Origin of the sequence: Vibrio sp. FF266, assembly GCF_041439695.1 — a bacterium.
In the GTDB taxonomy this organism is placed as follows: domain Bacteria; phylum Pseudomonadota; class Gammaproteobacteria; order Enterobacterales; family Vibrionaceae; genus Vibrio; species Vibrio tasmaniensis_A.
In genome coordinates, this window is the sequence record NZ_JBGOOO010000014.1 from 86,354 (window position 1) to 112,462 (window position 26,109).

Here is a 26,109-nt window from a genome sequence, read left to right on the forward strand (position 1 = left end):
TGCACAAATAATTCGAGGGTTGTCGGAATATCAAACATAAAAAAAGGCTATCAAATGATAGCCTTAGGTGTTTTTTAGTAGCCAGTTAACTGCATAAAGCCTGTTGCTTCATGGCTTCCGCTCGCCATAATTGGCCCTTCCCAATAGGGTATGACAAAAGGCAGCCACATATCCCTACGTTTGATACGCGTAGTGAGATTGATATCGTGTTGTGGCACGTTAATAATCCATTGGAGCGGCATTCTTCTACCATTCATTAGCGTCGTATTCTGTAATGGCTTGATAGAAATGTCGGAGTCCGTTAGCTGATACACTTTGCCAGAACGAGTTGCCAATGTTCCAAAAACATAAGGCAATTGTTGATTATGGCGATATCGGTTAATGCTCAGTGCAGTACCGTCATCGAGATTAAACACGAACCAATCCCAGCCTTGCTGACCGACTCCGAGTAAACCACTGCCCCACTCTTTATGCACCCACGCAGTACCTTCGACTTCTTTCGTTACACCGTCGAGATTCAAAACCCCACTCAAAGATAAAAACGGAGCGCTGAAGTTATAAGACGCGACAGGCAATAAGTCGTGCTTTTTCTGATAGCCGTTATCGCCGTTGAGCACGTATGGCCCTTTCGCAATAGTGTCGAGTTCAAGGCCGAACGTATCGGTTTGTACTTGAAGGCGACCTGGAAACGGTGTGTTACCCAAGGCACGCCAGTTCCAGTTATCAATCCAAATTCTAAACGGATGACTGGTCATTCCCGCCTGTCCAATGCCACCACGCGCCAAACGTTGCTCTTTCCAAACCTTAGATTCAGACGAAATTACCACATTTGAAATATAAACCTGCGGGCTTTGCCACCCCCAGGTTTCTCGCTCATCGGTTGCAATGCGAAAGAAGCTCCACTGTACCGAGTACTTTTTCCCATCATCCCCTTTTAGAGACGCAAAATAATGCCACCACTCATGCTGGAATTCTGGGTGGAACTGGAAATCACGAGGCAACGAAACGCCTCGGTCTGGCAATACAGGTTCAAACACATTGAAATGCTCACTTACAAGTACTGAATTAACCTCATTCTCGCCCTTATCGCCAACATCGACAAAATAGGAATAGTAAGCCCAGACACCTAAAATAGTGCCAAAGAAACCAATCAGTAATAGAGCAGAAACAAATCGGTGTCTGAGTTTTTTTGAGCCATTTCGTTGAAGCATATTAAAGCGCATCCCTCAGTGATTTCATCGGTGTGTTCCGAATCATTCTCATCACTGGCAATGCACCAGCTAACATTAATGCTGCCATGGCCCACGCAAATGTCTGCAAATAGTCCCAAGGAATCACTTGTAATTCGAGTGACCACCCAAAAGACTGCTTAATGACAATATCGACGATCAAGCTGGCTAACGCCAATCCGAGCGGGATAGCAATCAAGGAAGAAATAAGTCCGAACACAAACAACTGCAAGCTGCCTGTAAAAATCAGCTCTTTTGCCGAGACCCCTAAGCAACGTTGCAATGAAATATGCCTTTGTCGAGACACTTCACCCGCAACCGTCGCGAAAAAGATGCCGAAGACCGCGATGACCAAAGTGATGTTACCCAATGTATCAGCTATCGCAAATGTTCTATCAAACACTCTCATCGCCTGACTGTGAATATTGTTATTATCAAAAATACGCTCAGATCCAAGCCTGAATACGCTTTCCAATCGACTTCGAAGTCCTACGGAATTGACATCATCTTTGAGTATGACGCCTAGACCGACATTTCCGCGTCCAGCAAACCCAGATAGCCAGTTTCGATGTGACATCATGACTTGATGGTAAGGGTTGCCATAATCGTAATAAACACCAACAACCTGCCAACCAGAGCCAAGACTGTCATAAAGGTCTATATAGTCGCCTGGGCGAATCCCTAACTTGAGAGACATCGATTCACTGATCAACACACCTTTCGAATGATGCAGGTGGTACCAGTAATTCGGAATACCTAACTTGATCGTCAGCGCTTCTAATTCGCCTTCAGAAGGACCAGTACTGACCACCTGGGTACTTCCGACAGGGGAAGCGACATCTTTCTCCCAACGCCACCAAACTGAATCGACTTCAGGCTGTTCTGACAGCCAATTACTCATACGTGCAGCGGCGTTGTTGGTTGGGTAAATGTACAGGTCTGCAGCCAAACGCTGTGTTAGCCATTTATCGGTGGTATCCCTAAAGCTACCCACCATGGTTTCTACACCAATATTCGCGGTTAACGCTAGCATGAACGCCATTGTCGCCACACCACGATAACTCATGCTTGAAGCGGCATCCGCAAAGAACCAGCGAGCACGAACCCAACGCAGTGAATAAGACAAACTGTTGAACAGCTTCCACATCAAGAAAGGCGTAAACAAAGCCACACTGACGAGCATCAGGGCAATAATCGCAAAACCAGATTCTTGCGTTTGTGGGGCTTGATACACAGCGACAGCTGCAACCAAGAAACCACAACCAATCAATGCTTGCCAAGTAAACTCAGTGCCAGCAAAACGCATCAAAGATAAACGAGATGACAAACGAATCGGTTGCGACCTCAGCAAACGAACCAATGGCCATGCACACGCTAGGAATGCACCAAGCAACGCCATTAATAAGCTATAGCCACTCCAACGCCAACTCCAGCTAAGGGTTAAGCCCACATTCGCATCGTAAAGATCACCTAAACTCGAAGAAACGGCAGGTAACAGTTGGTTTGCCAACATGACACCGAATACATTGCCGCAGATCCAGCTCAGTAGAACCAATAACAATAACTCTAAGCAAAGCGCTTTAGTCAGTTGCCAACCAGACACACCTGTTTGTCTCAAGATTCCGACGAGTGGTTGTCGCTGAATGAAAGACAGCGACATCGCTTGGTAGAAAATAAACAAGCCAACGACAAACGACAGCATGCCCATCGCTTTTAGATTTAAGTGAAAAGCGCTAGTCAATGACTCAAGCTCAGCTTTAGAGCTGCGAGAGATTGTCAAACCATTGGGCAACATGTTTTTAAGACGTTCAAACTTCTCAGGAGACATGTCTGAACATGCAATCACGGAAAGCCCTGCACTGCGTTTAAGCATTCGGAGCAAAGATATATCCGCAATCAACCTTGTACCATTAATCAGGTTATTTTGGTCAACTACCACAGGACCTAGCTCTGAACCATCCATCAGTGGAATGTAGTCCCCATCCTTCCATTCCATATGTTCAGCAAGATCATCACTCACTAGGATCGGATATGGTGGTTTCATGAGATCTAACGTGGTGAGTTCTTTTAAGGCAGCACCAGGCTGAAGCTGAAGCATAGAAACAGGGTCTATGCCAATAAGCATAAAGTTTGCACCATTTTCATCAGTGATACTATGGTGGTCAAAAGGAGAACACTGCTGAAAGCCTTCACGACGAAGCTGAATGTAAAAACCTTGCGGGATTTTATTCGCGTTATGTTTTGGTCGAATACGGTAAGGAAGAGGATTCGAAAAGAGTTTTTCGCCATGCGTATAACTTTGCTTGGCGTGTTGGTTGATAGCGGTAACACCAACCAAAAGTGATACGCCTAGGGTTAAACCAAGCCATACCAAGATAATCTGAAGTGGGTAACGTCGATAGTGACCAAGTAGCGCTTTAACTACGGGCCATAACATGCAGTTGCCCTCCTTGTAGGCGAATTCTGCCATCCATATGCAATGCAACTTTCTCACTGTGTGTTACCAGCAATAATGTACATTCTAATTGGCGGGCCAAAGAGGTCAGCAAACGCATTACCGCTTCTGCATTACGCTCATCTAAACTTCCCGTCGGTTCATCGGCCAACAGAATTTTAGGTTCCATGTACAGAGCACGAGCAATCGCTGCGCGTTGTTGTTGACCACCAGACGCTTCTTCAGGGTAACGACCAAGCAAAGGCATCAGGTCTAAAGCAGAAAGAATCTGTCTCCAGAGCCCCTTATCTTCAGGTAAACCTTTTAACTGGCGGCAAAAACGGATGTTGTCGGCAATGTTAAGCGTTGGTAGCAAGTTGAATTGCTGGAAGATATGACCGATGTTGTTTCTACGATAAGCGGTGCGGTCACGCTCGGTCGAGTCGTGCATATCGAAGTGAGGGAAAGCGATTTCACCTGAATCGGCGAGGTCTAAACCCGCGATAAGATTCAGCAAAGTACTCTTACCAGAGCCACTTTCTCCCATTAATGCCAGCTGATCACCTTGGTTTAATGTTAATTCAGCACCTTGCAAAACAGGGTGAAACTCCCCCCCATCGACATAGCCTTTACACAGGTCTGACAGCTTTAACATTAAACAGCTCACATTAGTTAGAATTTGGAATGAGAATCTACACTAATTCCCTGTTAGGAGGAAGTATTTTGAAAGATAGATCACACACCAACGATAAAGTGATGGGGTTGATGCGCTCTACTTCAATTTCCTATCAAGTTTTTAATCCATTTTCTTGTTTTCATGCGGTAGAGCGACCCACCCCACTTAAGCACTTCTTCAGTGAGGAAAAGCAGATATATCCACTCAGGTGGAAACTTCAGATAGATAGCAGCAATCGCGGCGAGCGGAATACCGATCACCCATTGGGCAATCAGGTCTTGATAAAGGCAGAACTTCACATCACCGCCCGCTCTCAACACACCAACAATGACAGTCAGCGGTACCGATCGGATAACAATACCCACGCTTAAAATTAGAATGAACTTTTCTGAGAGGGCTCTGGTTTCTTCCGTCAGTGCACTAAAAGCATTCAGTATTGGCGTTTGTACGAAGTAAAGAAAAATCGCGACCACGATACTGGTCAAGAAACACAAAATCGTTAAGCCTAACGCTTGGTAATAAACCGCTTCATTATTCTTTGCGCCAAGTTGATTACCCACCAGAACCGCTGCCGCATTCGAAAGGCCAATCAGTAAACTCAATGAGATAGATTCAACCGGCGTCATCACTGACAGTGCTGCCAGTCCTTGAACGCCCGATTGCCCCATGATCGCGTGGTAAGCAAATAAGCCACCAGCCCACGCCAAAAAGTTAAACGTCGTCGGCAGCGATAACTTTAAGAAGCGAACCACTTTTTCAATCGAAGCTGCTGCTTTTATATCGCATAACTTGAAAGCCAAGAGATGCTTTGAACAATAAAGATAGCCAAACAAGGTCGCCACTTCGATTGCACCACTCAACACTGTCGCAATCGCTGCGCCTTTGATTCCAAGCGCAGGAAACCCTAAGTTACCGAAGATCAGCACCCAGTTTAAGAACACGTTAGACAGGATACCGATACCGCTGAAGAAGGTGCTTAGCCCGGGTTTGTGCATCGCTCTCAAACCTACAGCCATACTGCTAACGCACGATACAGCTAGCATGCTAAACGAGGTGATAACAATATATTCAACACCAAGGTTGATCACTTCTTGGGAGTCAGTCGTCACACCCATGATTTGTGCGGGAAATGAAACGAAGAAAACAATAGTTAGTAACGCAAATAGTGTCGAAACCAACCATGTAAGCGCGGTACTTTCTCGCACACCTTGTTTGTTACCCGCGCCCCAATATTGAGCCGTTAGCAAAGCGCCGCCCGTAGTGACACCCACCAGCATAATGGTCGTGACAAACATGGCTCGACTCGCCACACCCACCGCAGCAATATCAGCTTCACCCAATTGGCCTAACATCAATACATCCACAAGGCCTCGACTTGAGAACATAATGCTCTGCAAGGTGATAGGTAAAGCAATCGCAATAAGCCTACGAACAAAATCACCTCGAGTGTGATGAATAATTGAAGAGAGCAACATAGAAATACCTAAACGGAACGTATTGATGAATAAAGATAAATATCACGCTATTATATCAATGTTCGGTTTTTAACCACAGAGATAAATGGAGTAACAATGAAGAAAGTACTGGTTTTAGGCGCTTCTGGATATGTTGGTTCGCAGCTCCTCCCTCTCCTGCTTGAGCAAGGCTATCTAGTCACAGCTGCAGCAAGGCATATCGACTATTTAAAAGCACGAACAGAGCCTCACGACAACTTGTCACTTGAATACCTTGATCTCGCAGATCAAGCTGCGACACAAGCGCTCGTCCCTGACTTTGACCTTATTTTCTTTCTTGTACATGGAATGGCTGAAGGCCATGATTTCATTGATTACGAACTCAAGTTGGCTCGTAACTTTGTTTCGGCTCTTGGGCCAAAAAACCAACACGTCATCTACCTGAGTTCGCTTCAACCGCAAACGGGTGATTCAGAGCATCTTCAAGCGAGAAAACAAACCGGACAACTGCTTCGTAAAGGACCAGTACCGGTGACCGAACTTCAAGCAGGCGTGATCATTGGCCCCGGCTCTGCGGCGTTCGAGATCATGCGAGACTTCGTGTACAACTTGCCTATTATGATTGCGCCAAAATGGGTCGACTCTAAAGCCAACCCTATTGCCTTGCAGAACCTGAACCACTATCTACTAAAACTCGCACAAGACACGCCTAGCGAAAGCCAAACTTTCGAGGTTGGCGGGCCAGATATTGTCTCTTATCGAAACCAATTTGCACACATTGCCAAAACAGCCGATCGTCCACTCAGGCTGTGGGCGACATCACTTCTCACACCTTCAATGGCGTCTTATTGGTTGGGCGTGGTGACTTCTGTTCCGTCCAACATAGGCAGAGCGCTTCTCGCGGGCTTAAAGCATGACTTTATTGCCAGTTCGACCATCATTAGAGAAAAGTACCCTCAGAAACTTATCTCATTCGAAAGTATGGTTGAGCAAGCGATTCATTCTGAAGGCAACTTCGTAAAAAGTAATGTTTGGGGCTTTGACAAAACCGCCTTCAAGCGCTGGCAAGCTGGGTATGGCTATTACCCGAAGAAAACAGGGGCAAGTATCACCTCAAGCGCATCCTTAGATTCCCTCTGGCACGTTGCTCAGCAAATAGGAAGCCCGAAACAAGGTTACTTCTTCGCTAACGCTTTATGGCGCACACGCGAATGGTTAGATCTTCTCTTTGGCGGTGGTGTACCGGTTCGACAAATGCCAGAAGGCTCTAACCTAAAAGTCGGTGACAAGATTGACTCTTGGAAGGTTATTCGCTGTGAAGAGAATCAGTTTCTATCTCTGCTTTTCGGTATGAAAGGTCCCGGTTTGGGGAGACTCGAAATTACCGTCTCTGACCACGGTGATTCTCGTGAACTGAACATTTCAGCTTGGTGGCATCCAAAAGGCTTTTTAGGCTTACTGTATTGGTTCGCGATGATGCCAGCTCACCTATTTATCTTTAAAGGCATGGTTAAGGCGATTGAGAAGCAAGCTAAAGAGCAGATGAAGGATTAAAGCAGATTCGAGAGCCGGCAACGAGATACGAAGAAATTAAGAGCTATGGATGAGACTGCATCCACACCTTCTTGCTAGAAAAAGACCGCCATTTAGGCGGTCTTTATATTTTTAACTGTCACTAGATTAGCCAATAACGCTAATTGGGATCTCAGCCAGTTGGTTGCCTTGGTTAGCTGGATACACGATGTATTCACCGTGATACTTCACCGCTGACTTGTAGTCAGTGACTTTGTGAAGCATGAAACCTGCTTCCATCGCTGCTTGAATAAACTCAGCGTGGTTACCACGAACAAACCAGTTCATTGGTTTTACCATTAGCTCACCGTCGAACGAGTCGTCACACTGTTTGCCACAAAGTGCAAAAGAGTGCTCACCATCAGTGAAGAACTGAATTTTGCCGCCAGTCGTTAGCTCGTCTTCACTTGATACACTCCAACCCATCTCGTACATTTTGTCCATGAACGCTTCAACATCACTGTCTTTTAGCGCTTTAGGCTCTTCGCCTTCAGGGAAAAAACGTCCGTAAAACGCAGAAATACGTTTAAAGGTAAAAGTTAAATCAGAGTTATTGCCCTTTGAACGGCCCTGCTTCTGCCAACGCACCAAATCAGGAACAATCACACGCTCATAAGACTGAGCCTTAATCGCCTTCGTTACCCAACGAACTAAATAAAGGTTGTTCGCAATAGGCGCATCAATCGCTTTGCCTGCTTTGTGCAGAGCATAAAGCTCGCCTAACGCATCATTCACTAACTTCTGAATTTCAATATAGTATTTTGACATTATGCCTTCTTTCCTAATGTCCAATATAGTAATGCTGACATTACTGCACACGCAGCCATTACCATAGCCATAGACCCAGCACTGTCACTTGGCAGCATCGCAACGATAGCTCCAACGACAGAACCAGTACCAAATCTTAATGTTCCCGCAAGCGATGAAGCCGTACCGGCCATGTTTGGATAACCACTGAGCAATAGACCCATAGAGTTACTGCCGATAGTAGAAATGGTGCCAATAAATAGCATCACAAACGGCACAATACCCCAAAGCCCGAGATCCAATAACCAACCAACCAGTAAACCGACGCCAGCCAGTAATTGGATGACCAGAGCTGCTCTCAGCATGGTATGAGAACCGACCTTCTTAACAATTCGACCATTGATGGTCGTCATCAAAATCATCGCAACGATGTTCAGGCCAAACAGGTAACCAAACAGGTCAGGACGTACCCCATAGACATCAATGTAGACAAAAGAGCCTGCGGTTAAGAATGCAAACATCCCAGAGAACGAGAACGCACCCGAGAAAATTAGGCCCATAGCGGTCGAGTTTTTACATAAACGAGCGTAATTGCGAATCGTCGTTTTAAAACGCAATGGCTGACGATTTTCAACAGGCAGTGTTTCAGGGATCTTAATGATAACCGCAAGAATCACGATAACCGCAAAAATAGCCAACACCCAAAAGATTGAACGCCAACCGAACCACAATGCCAAATAACCACCAATCATAGGGGCAATTAATGGCGCAACCGTCATCACTAAGGTAACGAACGACATGGTTCTTGCGAAATCTTCACGGTCGAACATATCGCGCACAACCGCTTGGATAATAACCGCTGCGGCAGCACCCGCAAAACCTTGAGCGGTACGAACTAACGTTAACGCTTCAATGCCATGAGTGGTTGCACTCACGACAGACGCTATCGCAAAGAAGAGCACACCAATCAGTAGAATTGGCTTGCGACCATAACTGTCGGCTAACGGACCATGTAGCAACTGACCTAAAGCGAAACCTGCGGTGTACGCGGTAAGTGTGATTTGCACTTCCCCTGCTGTCACACCAAGATCTTTGGCGATCGTTGGCATTGCAGGTAGGTACATATCGATGGCGAGTGGTGTTAAAGCACCAATAGCGCCCAGAACCAAAAATAGCATCCAACCTAACTGAGGCGTTTGTGATTGTGAGCTTGGGGTCTGTGAGGTAGACGTTTGCATAACTCTCCGACTAAGTACTAGGTTCTATGTAAGCACGAGCATGCACGCAGCAAACGAATACACACACAGCAATACACGAATACGCACAGTGATACACGAATATGCGCACACATACATGAACATATAGTAATAATGGCTGAAACTGTCCTAGTACCAGTCAAAATAATCAGCCGACGCTATCCTTGGTCGGCCACATCTACGGTAGAAAAGTTTACTTCCAGATAGAGTCTACTTCTTCTTGTGTTAGGTAACGGTATTCACCCAACTCTAAAGACTCGTCCATCTCGATTTCACCAATACGTTCACGGTGCAGTGCTTCTACCTTGTTACCAAGTGCTGCAAACATGCGTTTTACTTGGTGGTATTTGCCTTCGTGAATCGTTAGCAACACTTCACGCTCTGCTCGTACTTCAAGGTGTGCTGGAAGTGTTAGGCCGTCTTCGCTCTTAAGCTGAATGCCCTCTTTGAACTTTTCAACGTAATCGTCTTCAACAGGTTCAACCAACCACACTCGGTACATCTTCTCGCACTTGTGCTTTGGCGACGTAATACGATGAGACCACTTACCGTCGTCTGTCATTAAGACAAGACCCGTTGTATCAACATCTAAACGACCTGCAAAGTGCAGCTTGTCCATTTTGATTTCATCGAGTAATTCAAACGCAGTGCGATTTGAACCATCTTCATGCGAACAAACAAAACCTTCTGGCTTGTAAAGCATGATGTAACGCGGGCCGTGAACATTCAGTTCATTGCCTTGCCATTCCACAACGCACTCTTCAGTTACCTTAAGTGAGCCGCTTTTTTGAATGACATCATTTACTGTCACTGCCTTGGATTTTAATAAGTGTGTTGCTTCTCTTCGAGTGACGCCTAACGCATCGCACAGAAATTTATCTAAACGCATGAATACCTCAACTAATCTAAGTCGGGTATTATAGTCACCTTTGCTCAATTAGTTGAGCTATTTCACACTATTTGTTTTCTACCCTACAAGACGCGATATGTATACACTCCGCCCGTACCAAGCTGATTCTGTAAAATCAGTGATTCATTACTTCAGAAAACACCAAACTCCGGCTGTTCTTGTGTTGCCTACAGGCGCAGGGAAAAGCCTTGTGATTGCAGAGCTAGCAAGGCTTGCGAAAGGTCGAGTTCTGGTACTCGCTCACGTTAAAGAGTTGGTCGAACAAAACCATGAAAAGTATGAAGGTTATGGGCTAAAAGGCTCAATTTTCTCTGCGGGTTTAGGGCGAAAAGAGACAGACCAACAAGTGGTGTTCGCTTCGGTTCAATCTGTGGTTCGCAACCTCGATTCATTCTCTAACCAATTTTCACTGTTGGTTATCGACGAATGCCACCGTGTTCCCGATGAAAAGACCAGTAGCTACCAAAAAGTGATCACTCACTTGCGCGAGAATAATTCGGGCATCAAGGTGCTTGGACTAACCGCGACCCCTTATCGTCTTGGTATGGGGTGGCTTTACCAATATCACACGCGTGGCCAAGTGCGCTCTGAAGAGCCGAGATTTTTCAGAGACTGTATTTTCGAACTGCCGATTCGTTATTTGTTGGACGAAGGCTTTCTAACACCAGCACGCATGATCGATGCGCCAGTATTGAGTTATGACTTTTCACAGCTAAAACCTGCAAGTACAGGCCGCTACAAAGAATCAGAACTCGATATGGTGATTGAGCAATCGAAGCGTGCTACCCCGCAAATTGTCGACCAAATTATTGAGCTGGCCAAAGACAAACTCGGCATCATGGTATTTGCAGCCACCGTTCGACACGCACAAGAGATCCTTGGTTTACTGCCCGAAGGTGAAGCTTCAATTGTAATCGGCGACACACCGACACTCGAACGTGACCAAATCATAAATGATTTCAAGGAACGTAAAATCAAGTTCTTGGTTAACGTGTCAGTATTAACCACAGGTTTTGATGCGCCCCATGTGGATTTAATCGCGATTTTGCGCCCAACAGAATCTATTAGCTTGTACCAACAAATCGTTGGCCGTGGCTTACGCCTATCTCCGGGTAAAAAAGAGTGTTTAGTGCTCGACTATGCGGGCAACAGTTACGACCTTTACCAACCAGAGGTCGGAGACCCAAAGCCTGACTCAGACAGTGAAATCATCACTATTCCCTGCCCTGCTTGCGGCTTCAATAATAACTTCTGGGGCAAGCTAGACAGCAACGGCTTCTTACTCGAACACTTTGGCCGTAAATGCCAAGGCTACTTTACCGATGAAGACACGGGCGAACGCGAGCACTGTAACTATCGTTTTCGTGCTAAGTATTGTGGTGAATGCGGCGCTGACAACGACATTGCCGCGCGCATTTGTCATGAGTGTGATGCCACCTTGGTCGACCCAGATAAAAAGCTTAAGGAAGCGTTAAACCTCAAAGATGCGTTGGTGTTTGAGTGTTTAGAAATGGACCTTAACGTTCTCAAGGACGAAAAAGGCAAGTCGCAGCTTAAGGTCACTTACCGTGGAGAAAACCAAGCACAAGTGCATGAGTTTTGGTCATTAACCACTAAGAAACAGAAGCAGAACTTTAAGGATCAGTTTGTTCGCCCTCACCTTGCCGACAGACACAGACCGTTTGAGGAAGCTTCACCGACGAAGGTGGTCGCTCACCAACATAGATTCCGCCCACCTCAATTCGTCATTGCCCGTAAAGTTGGGCGCTTTTGGAAAATGAGAGACAAGATATTCGAAGATGAACTCAAGCAATAGGCTCCCAATAATCAACAGAATTAATAAAAGGAGTATCGATACTCCTTTTATTAACATTCTAATGACCACACATGAGTTAACTTGTTAAACCACAAATTAGATTGCGCTTAGATTTTTCTGATTCCCGCGCCTCTTTTTCCATATTATCAAAAAGCTCAATGGCTAAAGTTGGCCTATGAATATAAAAGCCTTGAATAAAGTCAATGCCTAACGTTTCTAAAGTTCTTAACTCTTCAATTGTTTCAACACGTTCTGCAACCACTTTAGTTTGGCTCATTTCTGCCAACTCAACTAATGAGTGCACCATTTTTTTCTTAAAATCAGAACTGTTAATATTTTCAACAAGCGAACCATCAAGCTTGATCGTATCAAAACAGCCTTCAGATAAAATTGAATACGATGAATAACCTGAACCAAAATCATCTAAGGCAACTATTATCTGGTGGTGTTGTAGTCGCTCTACTATTTTTCGAAACTTCTCATCTGCACGATAAAAAACAAGCTCAGTCACTTCAACACATAAACGGGAACGGATATAAGGGGGTAGATGACATAAACGATCGATAACACTCATATCGAAAATGGTTTTAACTGAGAAGTTTAATGACAATTGAATAGTTGAATAATGCTCAAGTAAGCCAATTGCGTAAGTAAGCATACGAGAATCGAGCTCCTTCTCAAGCCCATGAGAGGCTACAACATCGAGCAATTCACCAGCAGAAACGATTTTTTCACGCCCCTCTTCATCTTCCATTTTTAAACGACACAGTAGCTCATAGCTCGAAGCAACACCCTTTAAAGAATGAATTTTTTGAGCAAAGCAAAGCAACCTATCCGAGTTAAGCAGTTCAACCGCCTCTTCCCTAAGATTCGGTAAACTATAGAGCATAACCCCGTCTTGTTGCTGCCAGTCTTGGTAAGGTTCATTGTTGGACTTTGCTTTACGGCAACAGTATTCAGCTTTATAAATACAGTCTTCGACAGATTCATTAGGACCACTTCGATAACGGCCAAAACTAAAGCTTAGAGCATTTTCTGTTTCTTGTGTGAGGTTTTGTTCCAACAAATAATGTAGTAACTCTTCGGAAACAGACGTTTGGCAAATTAATACAAATTCATCGCCACCGACTCTATACGCCTGACCTATACCTCGAGCTGCTATCTTTTTGAAACGCATAGCTAGATTAATCAACATCCGATCACCCACATGGTGACCTTGACTATCATTGAGAAACTTCAACTGATTTGCATCAATGTAATAATAACAACGAGAAAACTCGATAACTTTTTTATATTCTATAGACTTTCGATTATACAGACCTGTCATGAAATCCTTGTCAGAGCTAGACAGTAATTTCTTATAGTCACCTAAATTAATCACTCTCAACTCACCAAGATCGTAAACACACGCAATCACGAAAGAGGCATGCGACAGATAGAATAAGGTTTGAATTAGATAGTAATATCCAGAAGTAAGCGACAGACTCATCGAGGATTCGAGTGAAATAACAGACATGACAAAACATGAAAGATAACTAATTATGATCTGTTTTTTATTCTTAACTTCCTTTGCTATCAAACAAAATGCGATAACAACGGCTGATAATATAGTGCTAATCAAAAAACTAACTAAAACACTCAAGTTAACATAAATAGACAGAACCTGGAGAAAAACAAATAAAAAACAGGTTAATAAATGCTTGGTATTCACTCTATCGCAACTTGAAAAAACGAGCATCAAATATATGCAAACTAGGGAGAGAGAATAAGAAACGAACCAATAGTCGCTTCTAAAAAAATCTATTACATACGTCCCTTTATTATCATAACCATCCCATAAAAACCCAAATTTATACATATAAAAAATAGAAAACAATAATATATAACATGTCATGAATAGTGTTTTAAATCGCTTAATTGGCCAAGCAAAATAAACATAAACTAAAGAGATCGCACTCGACAAAATAAATAAGGCTAGAATCACCCCATCTTTCATTACAAGCGCTTGTTTGAGTTTTTGTTCTTTCACCAGTAAAGCACTAGTATTTACAGTCTTTCCTTTAGCAAACTTTACGAGAAAATAACGATATTTAAAGTCTTGTTTCAGCTTTAACGAGCGATAGTATTCAAACGAAAAATCACCGACAGTTATTCCATCTTGGTTAACAAAAAACAGTTCTCCTGAGCGTGAGGATAAAGATTTCCATACCAGATGATTATAAATAGAGAGGTCGTCCGAGGATATTGAAAGCTTAAACCAACACGACTGATTAGGTTTGGGGATACAAGTAACAATAGGCTTCCATTCATATTCAGTATGAATAATGGTATCAATTGGGGAGTCAGTGGCGACCATACCATATTCGAAATCACTTATTCGCTTGAAATCTAATTCATTGGCATGGCTAGTGAATGTGATAAGCACTGAAAAAAGCAGCATACCAAGTACTGTAAATGACACAATAAAGTCCTTTTGTAGTCAAGTCGCGTGGCAACAAAGCCCCTATAATCCATATACTTGCAAGCTTACCATGTTAATTATTTGTAATTTGTAAGCGAATGTAATAACTTCAACACATTACTATCGATCAAATGATTCAACATGAATATCAGGTTGGTTAATTGCACGTTGATACAACACTTTACATTGCTAAAGTGATAAAGCGTCTCTCGTATTCACATTCATACTCCATTCATTTTTATTGTATTAAACTGTCGTTACTTGCTTCTTTTACTAAGGCCACTGCATGCAAAAACCAAGCGCTATACTCATCTGTATCGCTGTAGCTATAGGCTCGACATCAAGCTTTGCACAAGATGATCACCATAACGGTCATGATCTTGTACAAGATGTTCATAAAGCGGGAACCCGTATCGAATTTGAAGAAGATCAAGACGAAGTCTATGAAGCGGTGCAAGAAGGCTACATTCGCCCTTTCTCAGAAATGTATGCTGCGGTTGAAAATGATCTTCATGGCCGAATCATTAAAGTAGAACTAGAAGAAGACGATGATATTTGGGTGTATGAGCTCAAAATAAATTTCCAAAACAATATCATTAAAGTGGAATACAACGCTGAAACGTTAGAAATGCTGATGATTAAAGGTCGCAACTTTAAAGAAGCGATCAAAAACTCCCACGAATAATAAATAACTATAAAAAGAGTGATACATGAAAATTTTAGTCGTTGAAGACGAACCTCGTTTGGGCCAACAAATTATAGACACCCTTGAGGGAGCCGACTGGGTTCCTGAGCTTTCTCAAGACGGTATCGACGCACTCTACCGTGCAACATCGGAAGAGTGGGATGCAATCGTTCTCGATTTAGGGCTACCTAAGCTTGACGGCCTAACCGTATTAAAAGGTATTCGAGACGAAAACATCAATACGCCAGTGATTATCCTAAGTGCTCGTGACACGCTAACCCAACGTGTCGAGGGCTTGAACGCAGGTGCTGATGACTATCTAACTAAGCCATTTGAAATGGTCGAGCTGATTGCCCGTATCCGTGCTCAACTACGCCGAGCGTCAGGCAGTGCTGCTCCTATACTTCAAATTGGTGATCTCAGCCTAGACACACGCAGCTCTAAAGTGTTGTGGCAAGGTCAAGCTGTTAGCCTCACAGCGCTTGAATATAAAGTGGTCGCTTATTTCATGCATAACCAAAACAAAGTTATCTCGCGCACTGAGTTGGTTGAACACATCTACAAGCAAGATTTTGACCGCGACTCAAACACGGTTGAAGTTTTCATCGGTCGTATTCGTAAGAAAATCGCACCTAAGATCATCAAAACCGTTCGCGGCCTTGGCTACCAACTGAATGCTGAATAATGCTGTATTTAATTAAGCTAAGAGCAATCTCCAATTAGTGGGCAGCCTGTGCTGATCTTTGTTGTTTTCATAGCAAGATGAGCAAAGACAGGCTGGTAACGTATGAATCTAAAAAAACGAACACTTAAAAACGTCAGTCTAAAAAGCCGCTTGCTTCTTGCCGCGGCTTTTTGGCTAGGTGCGATGATATTAGCGGCAGGTGTCGGAATTCCGAAACTGGTAAATGACTACCTCGTCGATGACATGAAACAGCAGCTTGCTTTAACCATGGATGAGTTAACCGCCAATATCGAAACCAATGACAGTGGTAACCTAATCATGGCAGAGCGTCTGTCTGATCCTAGGTTCAACCAACCCTACAGTGGTATTTATTGGCGCGCCGCTACCCAAGATCAGATTATTCGATCTCGCTCGCTATGGGATAAAGACCTCACCATCAAGCGTTCGCCGATTCACACATCAGTCAAAGGGCCAGAGAAAGAAAAGCTTATTTACATCGAGCAGGATATCTATCTGCCTGAACTGAATGACCCTGTCACGATCACCATTGGTATCGATGAAGACCCATTAGAATCCACACTGACCGAGCTTACAGGTCAAGTCTGGTTGATTCTGATGCTGCTGTTTGTTGGCGTGCTGATGTTGATTGGTATTCAAGTCAGTTGGTCGCTATTGCCACTCAGTAAGATGCAACGTGAACTGGTGATGTTAAGAAACGGAGAACAACAAGGGTTAAGCGATAACTACCCGAAAGAGGTTTCTCCATTAGTTTCTGACCTCAACGCCCTACTCTTCCACTATCAAGAATTATTGGAGCGAGCGCGTAACCACGCTGGAAATCTATCTCATGCGTTAAAAACGCCGCTGTCGGTTTTGAAAAATGAGATAGAGCGACTTCCAGACGATGACAAAACCTTGTTACAACAACCCATTCATCAGATTCAGAACCAAATAGACTATCACCTTGGCCGTGCGCGCATGGCAGGCGCAATGAACATTCTTTCAGTGAAGTCTTCACCTTGTGAGCGTGTTGAAGCTATCTCAATGGCATTTGATAAAGTCTATGCCGCCAACGAAGTCACCATGATTAATGAGCTAGACTCTGAAATTGAAGTGGCGGTTGAAAAAACCGACCTTGATGAAATGGTCGGCAACCTACTAGAGAACAGTTACAAATGGGCGAGCAGCATTATCCGAGTCCATTCGAATGAACTCGATGATGGCAACATTGAATTAGTGATTGAAGATGATGGCCAAGGCATTCCTGAAGAGAAGCTTGAGCAAGTGACAAAACGTGGTGTTCGACTTGATGAAACCACACCAGGAACAGGCTTGGGGCTTAACATTGTGAATGAAATGGCACACAGCTACCGAGGCAGCCTAACGCTCAGCAAGAGCTCTATGGGCGGCTTAAAAGCTTCTCTGGTGCTTAAAATAAGCAAGGTTACGTAAGCTAAATAGCTAAATAACCACGATAAGCCCTAGCACAACGCTAGGGCTTAGTTCAATCGACCTTACATACGACCCTATATCTCATTCACAGCGATATCTAGAGTTTGTAAATTATCATTATGAGTTGCGACTCCGATCATCAAGATCTTACCGTCGGTATAATAGTCATGATCTTCATTCATTACTTCTACCGTTGCTAATGGGTACTTGTCTAGCTCAATATCTGGTAGTGAAGTTCGTATCTGATTAGCAAGCCTATCTCGCTCTTCATCAACATTAGGGTCAATGTTATGCAGTATGGTCACAATGCCTGAGTAAGGGGTGACTTTAAGGCCATCATCATAGCTGATTGCACCTAACCACTGAGGCTGGTTAGTTTTAATATCAACACCAGCACGCCACCAGCGAATATGGCTACGCTTCATCAAGTTACCCGGCAATTGAAACGCCATATCTTGTGGCTTGTCTCGCCAATACAAATCAGACACCGGTGGCGTTTTGTCTCTAAGCAATGCGAGGTAACCAACCCATTCAATCTCATTTCGAGAGAAAGTTTGATTTTCTATCCAGCCCAATTGTTTCATTAAGTCTCTTGGGTTGCTCCAACATATAGTACGTTGATAGCTTGTGCCGAGTAGAATGAAGATTTGCCTGGGAACGCTTTATAGGTAACCGAATTCCAGTCGACTTTGTCAATTTGAGCCGTCTCTGGTTGATTCTTAAAATCATCCGCTTTCCAGAAAAAGTGTGCGTAGTTCGCAAACAATACCCACGCCAACAGCAACGCACTGGATTTAAGCACCAAGCGCCGCCACTTCATTCGATAACCAATAATGGTGAAAACCGATACTGCGAACACACCGACGATCAAGCTATTATGCTCAGAGATAAATATCTTAAGACTATTAAGCCACGGGAAGTTTTCAACGCCGTGCGCCAGTAACATGCCCCAAGCAATGAACTGTCCACCACCAAGAGCCAAGCCGATAAACGCCAACACACTGAAATTGCGCCACCGTACACGATGTGAGCCCGCTATAAATGGCACAACCCAAGCGATAGGCCCTAATAAGCGAGCAAAAAGAATGATGTATGTGCCTTTGCGAGCAATTAGGTAACGGCAGCGCGCAATTAATCGTTTGGTTTTAGGACGAAACTTAATGAGCCTTCGCTGCGCTTTCGCACCGTATTTATAGCCAATAAAATAACTGAGTTGGTCACCAAGCAAACCGCCTAGCATCACCAAAACCAACGCCATCCATGCACCTGAATACAGTTGAAAGCCCGCTGCGATAAAGAAGGGCTCTCCCGGTACAAATAGGTTTGGGCCAATGAGAGCATCACCCAACGCCCCCAGAAACAGCCCTAGTCCATCAAACATAACAACCTCAGTGCTTACTGTTCTTTATAATGACCGAACTTGTAGTTCATCTCGTTGTTACGCATTTCGCCTTTAAAAAAACGTCTTACATTGGCTTTAAGGTAAGTAGACCCTGTCTTTACAACACCATCTTGGTTTAAACGACGTGGGTCAAAACCAAAGGTCATATTCAAGAATCTAAATCGCCATGTTTTGCTCGCACGTTTTACATAGTCACAGTCTTCACACAGTACGATCTCTTCATCGAAACCGCCGATTTCATCATGCGCTCGTTTAGTCGAGAAAATACAGGCGCCAATCGCCGTCGGGAAAAAGAACTGGGTAGTAAATAAGCCTGCGTTAAATAGCCCGTAACCAAACTTGTGTACAAGCGGCAGACCTTTCGAGCTCATGTACACACCCGCCACTTCAAGCTTCTTCTCCTCTAGTTCATAAAGCGCTTTCGCAAGGAAGTTTCGGGGCAAACTCACGTCGGCATCTAAGAAAAGGATTCGGTTGTACTGCGCTAATGAAGCGCCTGTGTTTCTGCCAAGGCTCACACCGCGATTTTTCATATGATGAACCGTTAACTTTGGTAACGCGCTTTCATAAGCTTGTGCCACCCCTCTTGTGTTGTCCTCACTGTTCGAGTCGACAACAATCACCTCAAATTCTTGATGGGTTTGCACACTCAACTCTTCCATTAAGCGGCTGATGCGTTTCTCTTCGTTTAGCGTAATTACGACAATGCTTACCGGTTCCATATTTTCACCTATTCATTCTGCTGTTTAATTACCACTAAGATTAACCAACCAAGCCTTAACCAAGTCTTAGGCAAACATTCATTTTCCGTTCATTAACTTGATGATTTAGCAACGCTATAAATAGATAAGATAGGCAATGTAAAAGACGATAAAATGGGGTAAATAAGCGCTAGTGAACGTTTTATCTCCAAACGAATCATTTATCGAAGGAAATTCACTTTGAGATGGGCTTCTGACTTGCTCAGATTTGAATGTGATGTTAGTATCCGCGCTCGCTTAAGCATGAACTCGTTTATGCCTAAGCTTTACCACATACTCAAGGTCGCATTGAGGTGTGAAGTTAATTTTTACTAATTTGAGAGTAAAACTATGAAATTTGAAGCAGTAGTACGTACTGAACTAGGTAAAGGTGCGAGCCGCCGCCTACGTCACGCTGGTAAATTCCCAGCTGTAATCTACGGTGGCGAAGCAGCAGCTGTAGCTATCGAACTTGTTCACGCTGACGTGATCAACCAAATGGATAAGCCTGAATTCTACGAAACAATCACTCTAGTGATTGACGGCGCAGAAGTTAAGGTTAAGCCGCAAGACGTTCAACGTCACGCGTTCAAGCCTAAAGTTGAGCACATGGACTTCATCCGTATCTAATTCCCTACCAAGGAATAAGATTGGATTAATCCAGCCTTCTGCATAGAAAAGATAATCGATCTTACCAGTCGAGAAATCTAGAAATTCGAAACCCCGATGCTACCAACATCGGGGTTTCACCGTTTCTGAGCCCTCAAAAACGCCTCAAATCTCGCGCAATACACTGAAAATAATCTACTTTTCCTCTCCCCACTTTATCCCAGCCTTGCTTGGGTGGATTAAGGGTGGACGAAAGGTGGACTTATACAGTAGTTTTTCTAACACAAAGACTAGACCACTTTTTCGCTAGGCTCCGCACACTCACTTTTCAAAACATAACACTGAGCCTCCCTGGCCAAAAGTCATGGATTCGATTCCGAATTAGCGAATAAAGAGGAGTAATATTAGGATGGTTGTAGCAGTTTATCTTGGAAGGTTATCGTACATTTACTGGGTCAAGCGGCCTGATTACCCGACTTTCCTTAGGCTCTTCTTTCTAGAGTGTTCGTAATGTCTTTTTTGAGCTCCTCTGAAAGGCGTTCGAATTGTTTTGGTACAACCAAACCTTCCTCGCACATAAAGTGAAACCTTTCCCCTACAGATTCTGATTCATCAGTAATCGCTTTGATGGCTTCATCTAGCTGACGAGTACAAAACAGTTGCGCAGCTTCTCTCTTTATCTCGCAAAAGATTTTCCAATCAGACTCTTTGATATTCACACAGACCTCCACAAAGTGTTACTTCTTAGGGTAGAACATTAAGGCGTATAAAGGACGTGAGCGACACGATTACCCAATAGTAAATCAGAGCGCTATTAACACGAAATCCAATCTTGAGCAGAAAGGAAGGGCCAGCATTAGGCTGCTTTAAACGCCTGTAGGAATATTTCCAAAGTCTAGTTTGATATTAATTCCACTAATTTCGATTTCGCTTGATGCTAAGAAATACAGGCATAAAATTTGGCCAGAGGTACATATAAGAATCCGCCTTAAATGCTTGTTATCTCCGTTGCTGAAGATTAGCGACATGATGTTTATACTTCTTCTCACGCCAACACCATATTGCATAACTTAACGGGATAGCACCTATCGACCCCCAAAAACCACTCATCAATACATCGGTAGTTTGCGCCCAGCCCCAAACACTTTCTGACATAAACAACGGCTCAATACTTCGACCTACCATCACGCCTAAGATTGCTGGAAATGATGTACGAGCAGTAAATCTGAGACTCCCTTTTTTCCTCTCTAGCTTCCACTTGGAAAATTCGACATCTGGATCTTTCATTATTGCCTCCATAAGATAATTTGCCTGAAGCACATAATGCCTAATTGAGTCGCTGACAACACTACCTATACACTCAAACCTACGACCGAAATCACTGAAACTAATCCAAGTAGAAAATTACAAGCGTAACAGTCTGCTTAAATGCTTGTCATGGCGCAATTTGCAACACCTGTGGCGATTTACTACAATATAAATACAAACTAAATTAGGAGACATATTATGGCTACTGCAAGTGTACGTATTGACCAAGATCTTTTTGATAAGGCTGCGATAATGGCTAAAGCACTAAACCGCACTACACCAAAACAAATTGAGCACTGGGCTAAAATCGGGAAAATGATGGAAGACAACCCTGATCTACCTTATGAGTTCGTAAAGCAAGCAGTCATAGCAAAAGCTGAGAAGGAAGCTGGTAAATTAGAGGCTTACTCTTTTGACTAAGATTACCAACATTCTTCAGACACCTACTTTTAAGAAGGCGGTCAAGAAATTACACAAGAACCAAAAAACGGATCTAGATAATGCTATTCGAGCCCTTATGGAAGATCCGCATCTTGGTGAGCAGAAGAAAGGTGACCTGTTTTTCTTGAGAGTGCATAAATTTAAGATGGTTAAGCAATTAACATTGCTCGGTTATAGCTATGAAGATGGTACTGTAACTCTCGAACTAATAGCTCTCGGCTCGCACGAAAATTTTTATCGAGATATGAAGAAAATATATTGATTCGATGTGATCGAAAATATCCTTGCCCGTCTGAGCCATACTCGTTTGTTGAACGAAGCCGCTACGCGGCAGAGTAAAACAGCTACCATCCATACTCTTGTAACGCTATAACTCTCCTTATGAACAACACCTTACTAACCTTAAACTGCAAGGTAAACGACCTGCAACTATTGATGCCTATTCTCGTGCGGTTCGTCGAAAGGCATTTGATAATAAGGAGAATGGCATGAACCAAAATAGAGGAGGTGTAACGACGAAAGAAACGAAAAATAGCTAACTGGTTAATAAGATTGCTATCGCAACCTTATCTTGGCCTCGCTTGCCTTGAGAAAAACCTCAAAGCGATGTGCCCTTCAAACTAAATTACGCAATTTACTTAATAAAGTGGCTTCGGGCTTATTCAACACTTGGGATTTAGTGTTGGCTACGCAATACCTCAATCCTTATTAGTTAGCTTAAATTTCAACGAATTGTGCATACGGGCAAGCACTCACAAGTTCACTTTTAACACCTTTAATTAAGTGCTCTGGAACCCAAAAGTCCAAAGCTCCATCGGATTCATTGAACAGAGTTACGCACGTCCCTCCAATCGGGTCTTTCACAAACTGAATACGGACAATGCTAGTAGTACATATCGTGCTGCCTTTTAAGCTAAGGAATCGTTCCACAGCCAGCTTGCGGATCGTTATTTGATTACCCTCAACCTCGATGATTGCTTTGAGCTTTGAAGTTTTCAATTCGAACAAACCAAACGAGGCAGGAAACACAAATGTTGCGCATAAAACGAAAATGATTATTGAAATAATATCCATAGCTTCACGTCCCTTTAAGCTAACGATTAGCTAAGTGGCTAACAAACCTGCCACCTCACTCAATTAAAACACCTTAAACACTCAACTAAACCAAGCTGAAAATACCAAACGTTTGTTAGTTGCACAACGCGCGCTGAATTTTTTGCTTATTATCGATAATGTACTCTATGTCATCGAGATAAGATTGAAGATGACCGTGCTCGATGTTCTCAGAAAATTGTTCGCTACCGTTGGCTGCTTCTTGCCGCATGAAGCTGACTAGTGCGTTTAGGCGTATAACCATATAATCTGCGAGTTGTTCCCGCTGAGCCGACGAAGCTCCATAACTGTCGCAAAATACCTTAGCTCTTGCAGTTTGTTCCTCAATTGAACCTAACCTATCGACACTGTCCGTTTTAAACGGAGCCCAGCAATAAAGTGAATATGCTAAATCCCAAATCCTTGGTGCTGGATGTGAGGTGTCGAAGTCAAATACGCCACTCACAACATTACCATCGAGAGCTACATTATAAGGGGTAAAGTCACCATGACATATAACCTCAAATGGCTCTCGAGGTTCTAACATCCAAGGCAAGCGACTAGGTTCAATATTACTAACGAGTGTTTCAGTTGAGTCGTGAAGCTTTCTCAGCAATTTAGCGGCTGACACTAAAGCCTCTTGTGTGGCGATAGCACCCGTTAGCGGGTAATTGAATGTGTCACCAGTTACAAAACTTAACTTCTCTTCATCACCCTCAACACCGAGAAACTGAGGTGCTTCATTGAATCCAGACTCTTTTAGGTGTTCTAGTAACCGATGAATCGTAGTACTCCAAGGCTGAATTGGTCGATAAACAACATCGCCATCTCGAAATATTGAAGACTCTCTTCCACCTGATAATTCTTCCATGATTCTCCATGAGCAACTAACGCCCAATTAAGTAGTGAGTAACGCTACCACTTAACCAGAATATTGTGCCCTAATCACTAAAGCTGATTCAAACCAAAAATGCCAAACATTACGAATCTGTTTAAATTGTTTGTTATATCAATTTTTACTATCTCGAGGGGCTATTACATAATAAATAACCTTGCCATCAGTAGAGTTATAACGGCCATTTTTATCGACAGAAACACACAGATTACCACCACAACTCGTGATGTGGCCATACTGATTAAGCTTCTCTATCTGAGCTTGAAGTTGCGCTTTCTCACTTCTTAGCTCGTTAATCTCATTTATGGTGGGAATATCTTTGACAAATAGAAACCAAATACTAACTGCAACACCAATTAAAAACATAAGCATAATGAAAGATAGTTTTAACACCGAGTATCTGCTTGCTTTCTCATACCTGGACGCTGCTTGTTCTGCTTTAACATGCGCATGTTCAAGTTTTTTAAATAATTGCTCTGAAACCTTATCCGATATTTCACTTGATGCATTTTGGGTAGACTCTCTTATTGTTCTTTTAGCCTCTGACTCAACTCTGCTAACACTCCGGTTAGTTTTTTCAATTGACGCGATTGCGTTAGAAAATTTTTGTTCATTTTTCTCACTTGCAGCAAGCAAATTAGCAGCTGCATCAAATAACTTATCCAACCTCTCCATTATCGACTGATCTCCATATCGAAACCTTTGGTTCTATTAATACTTTTTTTAACCTCTATACTTTTATTTAATTGATTCTTTATCTCATTCACATATTCTTTATGTTGTAATCTGAGCTGCATAATGTCCGTAAACTGGAAATACTTTATCCCACTCTCAGAAACTGCGATGATTATACCTCCAGTCCCCACCTCTCCTGTACCTTGGCACCTAGCAACCAAACTCAAATAGTCCTTAAAGTCATCATTGCTAAAAGTGGTATCGTTACTAAAGACATCATCTACAGTTTTTTCAATAAAAGTTTCTAATGTAAAACTATCGTTAACACTACTATCAAAGGCATCCAGATAAGGTTTGATATTGTTTACACAGAGATCATTTAAAGGCTCGGTTTCAACATACCAATGAATACTCTTAGACAAAGAAATGTTTTTGTGGCCTTCTCCCAATGCAGACTTTAATTGATAGTGTCTTTGCATCTCTTTTTTTAAGCTGCCAGCTTTGTTTTTAAACTCTATGAGTTTTACAACTCCAGGAAATTCTAAAAGTACATCACCCAGCTCTTTGTCTGCCGGTGTTTGTTGAAGCAGGTTTACGACTGACAAAACCTCATTTCCGCCTTTCTTAGCACCAACAGAGTAGCCTAATCCATAAAGAAAGTTTCCAATGACTACATTTTCATATAGTTTCATTATTTTTTGCACCTATCCCTAAATTGATATAACGCCTTGCTAAGTGGCTGATAACGAACACTTAACCTAAAGCAACGCATCTTAAACACAACACTCATTGGAACCAAAACTGCCAAGCGTTAGAAGTCCATCTTGAGCAATTTGTTATAAGCCTATTCACCAAGCCATTCAGGTTCAGGATCACCCGATATCCACCCCCAGTCTTTCAACGTTTCTATAAACCTACCTCGATTATATTGGTCGTACGACGCGGGGTTTAGACCAGAACTGTAGTAACCAACCAATTTTTCTGATTCAAATACAGATTCATCGTCATCTTTTCGTGAAGTAACTAGAGTGCCATTTTGACAACCGAATTGAGGTAGCAAACCTGTCACTTCGTATTCTCGGTCATCCGTCCCTAGAAATTTGAATGGTGATATAAATTCAATTCCAAGATCTTTAGATGCATCGAGCCATGCTTGTTGAGGGCGATTAAATAACGATTTTAGACGCTCAGCGTTTTCATTGTCAGATACATCTATGGCTTGAAGGATGCTGAAATCAACAAAACCATCTTCATCAAATGAAACGATCCAACGCTCGGAAAATGCATTAACTTCTACATCTATACAACTCGACCATTCAATATAGTTGACTTGAAATGGAAACTTCTCTTTCGTCATTTGTTCAAGGAAATCAAATAATTTCATATATCCTCTGAGGCTTATAACGCCTGCATAACACGTTTGCTACGAAACAGGCTTAGCTGAATTTTACTGCCTTAATCACTGAAATTAAAGGCAAACTGACAACGCCGAGTGTAGCAAATCGTGTTGATGCATTTGTTGAACGAAGCCGCTGCGCGGCAGAGTAAAGCGAGTGCAAGCCATACTCTT

The 26,109-nt window shown here is 43.1% G+C and carries 24 protein-coding genes and 2 pseudogenes; 9 read left to right on the forward strand and 17 right to left on the reverse strand.

Features of this window, described 5'->3' with window-relative positions; translation table 11 throughout:
* Positions 1-74: 74 nt before the first annotated feature.
* From ACED59_RS12670 to ACED59_RS12685, 4 genes are all read right to left on the reverse strand, one after another.
* Positions 75-1,223 (reverse strand): lipocalin-like domain-containing protein, encoded by a 1,149-nt coding sequence (locus tag ACED59_RS12670; protein ID WP_012604245.1) that lies wholly within the window; start codon positions 1,221-1,223, stop codon positions 75-77.
* Positions 1,213-3,666: an ABC transporter permease gene (locus ACED59_RS12675; protein WP_009847079.1), complete on the reverse strand. Its 2,454-nt coding sequence runs from the start codon at positions 3,664-3,666 to the stop codon at positions 1,213-1,215. Before ACED59_RS12675 ends, ACED59_RS12670 begins: the two co-directional genes overlap by 11 nt.
* Positions 3,647-4,318 (reverse strand): ABC transporter ATP-binding protein, encoded by a 672-nt coding sequence (locus ACED59_RS12680; RefSeq protein ID WP_009847080.1) that lies wholly within the window; start codon positions 4,316-4,318, stop codon positions 3,647-3,649. Before ACED59_RS12680 ends, ACED59_RS12675 begins: the two co-directional genes overlap by 20 nt.
* Before the next feature lie 122 nt (positions 4,319-4,440).
* Positions 4,441-5,814: an MATE family efflux transporter gene (locus ACED59_RS12685; protein WP_017096714.1), complete on the reverse strand. Its 1,374-nt coding sequence runs from the start codon at positions 5,812-5,814 to the stop codon at positions 4,441-4,443.
* A gap of 96 nt (positions 5,815-5,910) precedes the next feature.
* Between ACED59_RS12685 and ACED59_RS12690 the strand changes: the two genes are divergently transcribed.
* Complete coding sequence (locus ACED59_RS12690; protein ID WP_017096713.1) at positions 5,911-7,347, forward strand: DUF2867 domain-containing protein; 1,437 nt, start codon at positions 5,911-5,913, stop codon at positions 7,345-7,347.
* A 126-nt stretch (positions 7,348-7,473) separates the two neighbouring features.
* Here ACED59_RS12690 and ACED59_RS12695 read toward each other — a convergent pair whose 3' ends face one another.
* The 3 genes from ACED59_RS12695 to rsuA all read right to left on the reverse strand — a co-directional run bounded on the left by ACED59_RS12695 (position 7,474) and on the right by rsuA (position 10,257).
* Complete coding sequence (locus tag ACED59_RS12695) at positions 7,474-8,133, reverse strand: DUF2913 family protein (RefSeq protein WP_017096712.1); 660 nt, start codon at positions 8,131-8,133, stop codon at positions 7,474-7,476.
* Positions 8,133-9,350 (reverse strand): Bcr/CflA family multidrug efflux MFS transporter, encoded by a 1,218-nt coding sequence (locus ACED59_RS12700; RefSeq protein ID WP_017096711.1) that lies wholly within the window; start codon positions 9,348-9,350, stop codon positions 8,133-8,135. The genes ACED59_RS12695 and ACED59_RS12700 overlap by 1 nt, the downstream gene beginning before the upstream one ends.
* Before the next feature lie 211 nt (positions 9,351-9,561).
* Complete coding sequence (gene rsuA, locus ACED59_RS12705; RefSeq protein WP_009847085.1) at positions 9,562-10,257, reverse strand: 16S rRNA pseudouridine(516) synthase RsuA; 696 nt, start codon at positions 10,255-10,257, stop codon at positions 9,562-9,564.
* 97 nt (positions 10,258-10,354) lie between these two features.
* Between rsuA and ACED59_RS12710 the strand changes: the two genes are divergently transcribed.
* On the forward strand, positions 10,355-12,094 hold the full coding sequence (locus tag ACED59_RS12710; protein WP_017096710.1) for a DEAD/DEAH box helicase: 1,740 nt from the start codon (positions 10,355-10,357) through the stop codon (positions 12,092-12,094).
* Positions 12,095-12,170: 76 nt separating this feature from the next.
* Here ACED59_RS12710 and ACED59_RS12715 read toward each other — a convergent pair whose 3' ends face one another.
* Positions 12,171-14,555: an EAL domain-containing protein gene (locus tag ACED59_RS12715; protein WP_029223781.1), complete on the reverse strand. Its 2,385-nt coding sequence runs from the start codon at positions 14,553-14,555 to the stop codon at positions 12,171-12,173.
* Positions 14,556-14,841: 286 nt separating this feature from the next.
* Between ACED59_RS12715 and ACED59_RS12720 the strand changes: the two genes are divergently transcribed.
* From ACED59_RS12720 to ACED59_RS12730, 3 genes are all read left to right on the forward strand, one after another.
* Entirely contained in the window at positions 14,842-15,240 is a 399-nt protein-coding gene (locus ACED59_RS12720) for a PepSY domain-containing protein (RefSeq protein ID WP_009847088.1), read from the forward strand.
* A gap of 25 nt (positions 15,241-15,265) precedes the next feature.
* Complete coding sequence (locus ACED59_RS12725; RefSeq protein ID WP_012604255.1) at positions 15,266-15,925, forward strand: response regulator transcription factor; 660 nt, start codon at positions 15,266-15,268, stop codon at positions 15,923-15,925.
* 102 nt (positions 15,926-16,027) lie between these two features.
* Positions 16,028-17,377, forward strand: a complete 1,350-nt coding sequence (locus ACED59_RS12730) for an ATP-binding protein (RefSeq protein WP_017096708.1) — start codon at positions 16,028-16,030, stop codon at positions 17,375-17,377.
* Between the two features lie 74 nt (positions 17,378-17,451).
* Here ACED59_RS12730 and ACED59_RS12735 read toward each other — a convergent pair.
* Both ACED59_RS12735 and ACED59_RS12740 read right to left on the reverse strand, forming a co-directional pair.
* Positions 17,452-18,758 (reverse strand): annotated as a pseudogene (locus ACED59_RS12735) (LssY C-terminal domain-containing protein).
* Positions 18,759-18,772: 14 nt separating this feature from the next.
* Positions 18,773-19,501 carry a glycosyltransferase gene (locus ACED59_RS12740; RefSeq protein ID WP_017096707.1) on the reverse strand — a complete coding sequence of 243 codons (729 nt, stop codon included), beginning with the start codon at positions 19,499-19,501 and terminating at the stop codon, positions 18,773-18,775.
* Between the two features lie 369 nt (positions 19,502-19,870).
* Between ACED59_RS12740 and rplY the strand changes: the two genes are divergently transcribed.
* Entirely contained in the window at positions 19,871-20,149 is a 279-nt protein-coding gene (rplY, locus tag ACED59_RS12745) for a 50S ribosomal protein L25 (protein ID WP_009847093.1), read from the forward strand.
* A 461-nt stretch (positions 20,150-20,610) separates the two neighbouring features.
* Here the strand turns inward: rplY and ACED59_RS12750 are convergent, their stop codons facing one another.
* Positions 20,611-20,847, reverse strand: a complete 237-nt coding sequence (locus ACED59_RS12750; protein ID WP_017096706.1) for a hypothetical protein — start codon at positions 20,845-20,847, stop codon at positions 20,611-20,613.
* Between the two features lie 280 nt (positions 20,848-21,127).
* Positions 21,128-21,415: a hypothetical protein gene (locus ACED59_RS12755; RefSeq protein WP_241820692.1), complete on the reverse strand. Its 288-nt coding sequence runs from the start codon at positions 21,413-21,415 to the stop codon at positions 21,128-21,130.
* 219 nt (positions 21,416-21,634) lie between these two features.
* Here ACED59_RS12755 and ACED59_RS12760 point away from each other — a divergent pair, with 219 nt between their 5' ends.
* The 3 genes and pseudogenes from ACED59_RS12760 to ACED59_RS12770 form a co-directional block, all read left to right on the forward strand.
* Entirely contained in the window at positions 21,635-21,856 is a 222-nt protein-coding gene (locus ACED59_RS12760; protein WP_009847096.1) for a hypothetical protein, read from the forward strand.
* Entirely contained in the window at positions 21,849-22,139 is a 291-nt protein-coding gene (locus ACED59_RS12765) for a type II toxin-antitoxin system RelE/ParE family toxin (RefSeq protein ID WP_009847097.1), read from the forward strand. Before ACED59_RS12760 ends, ACED59_RS12765 begins: the two co-directional genes overlap by 8 nt.
* Positions 22,140-22,242: 103 nt before the next feature.
* Positions 22,243-22,338 (forward strand): annotated as a pseudogene (locus ACED59_RS12770) (integrase); the annotation flags it as partial.
* 256 nt (positions 22,339-22,594) lie between these two features.
* On the opposite strand, the gene ACED59_RS12775 reads toward ACED59_RS12770, so the two are convergent.
* The 5 genes from ACED59_RS12775 to ACED59_RS12795 form a co-directional block, all read right to left on the reverse strand.
* Positions 22,595-22,951, reverse strand: coding sequence for a hypothetical protein (locus ACED59_RS12775; protein ID WP_017096704.1), 357 nt, complete (start codon positions 22,949-22,951; stop codon positions 22,595-22,597).
* A gap of 115 nt (positions 22,952-23,066) precedes the next feature.
* A complete protein-coding gene (locus tag ACED59_RS12780) occupies positions 23,067-23,840 on the reverse strand; it encodes an aminoglycoside phosphotransferase family protein (RefSeq protein WP_017096703.1) in 774 nt (257 codons plus the stop codon).
* 138 nt (positions 23,841-23,978) lie between these two features.
* Positions 23,979-24,539 (reverse strand): hypothetical protein, encoded by a 561-nt coding sequence (locus ACED59_RS12785; RefSeq protein ID WP_017096702.1) that lies wholly within the window; start codon positions 24,537-24,539, stop codon positions 23,979-23,981.
* Positions 24,539-25,231, reverse strand: coding sequence for a hypothetical protein (locus tag ACED59_RS12790; RefSeq protein WP_017096701.1), 693 nt, complete (start codon positions 25,229-25,231; stop codon positions 24,539-24,541). The genes ACED59_RS12785 and ACED59_RS12790 overlap by 1 nt, the downstream gene beginning before the upstream one ends.
* A gap of 152 nt (positions 25,232-25,383) precedes the next feature.
* A complete protein-coding gene (locus ACED59_RS12795; RefSeq protein WP_017096700.1) occupies positions 25,384-25,923 on the reverse strand; it encodes a hypothetical protein in 540 nt (179 codons plus the stop codon).
* Between the last annotated feature and the right edge of the window lie 186 nt (positions 25,924-26,109).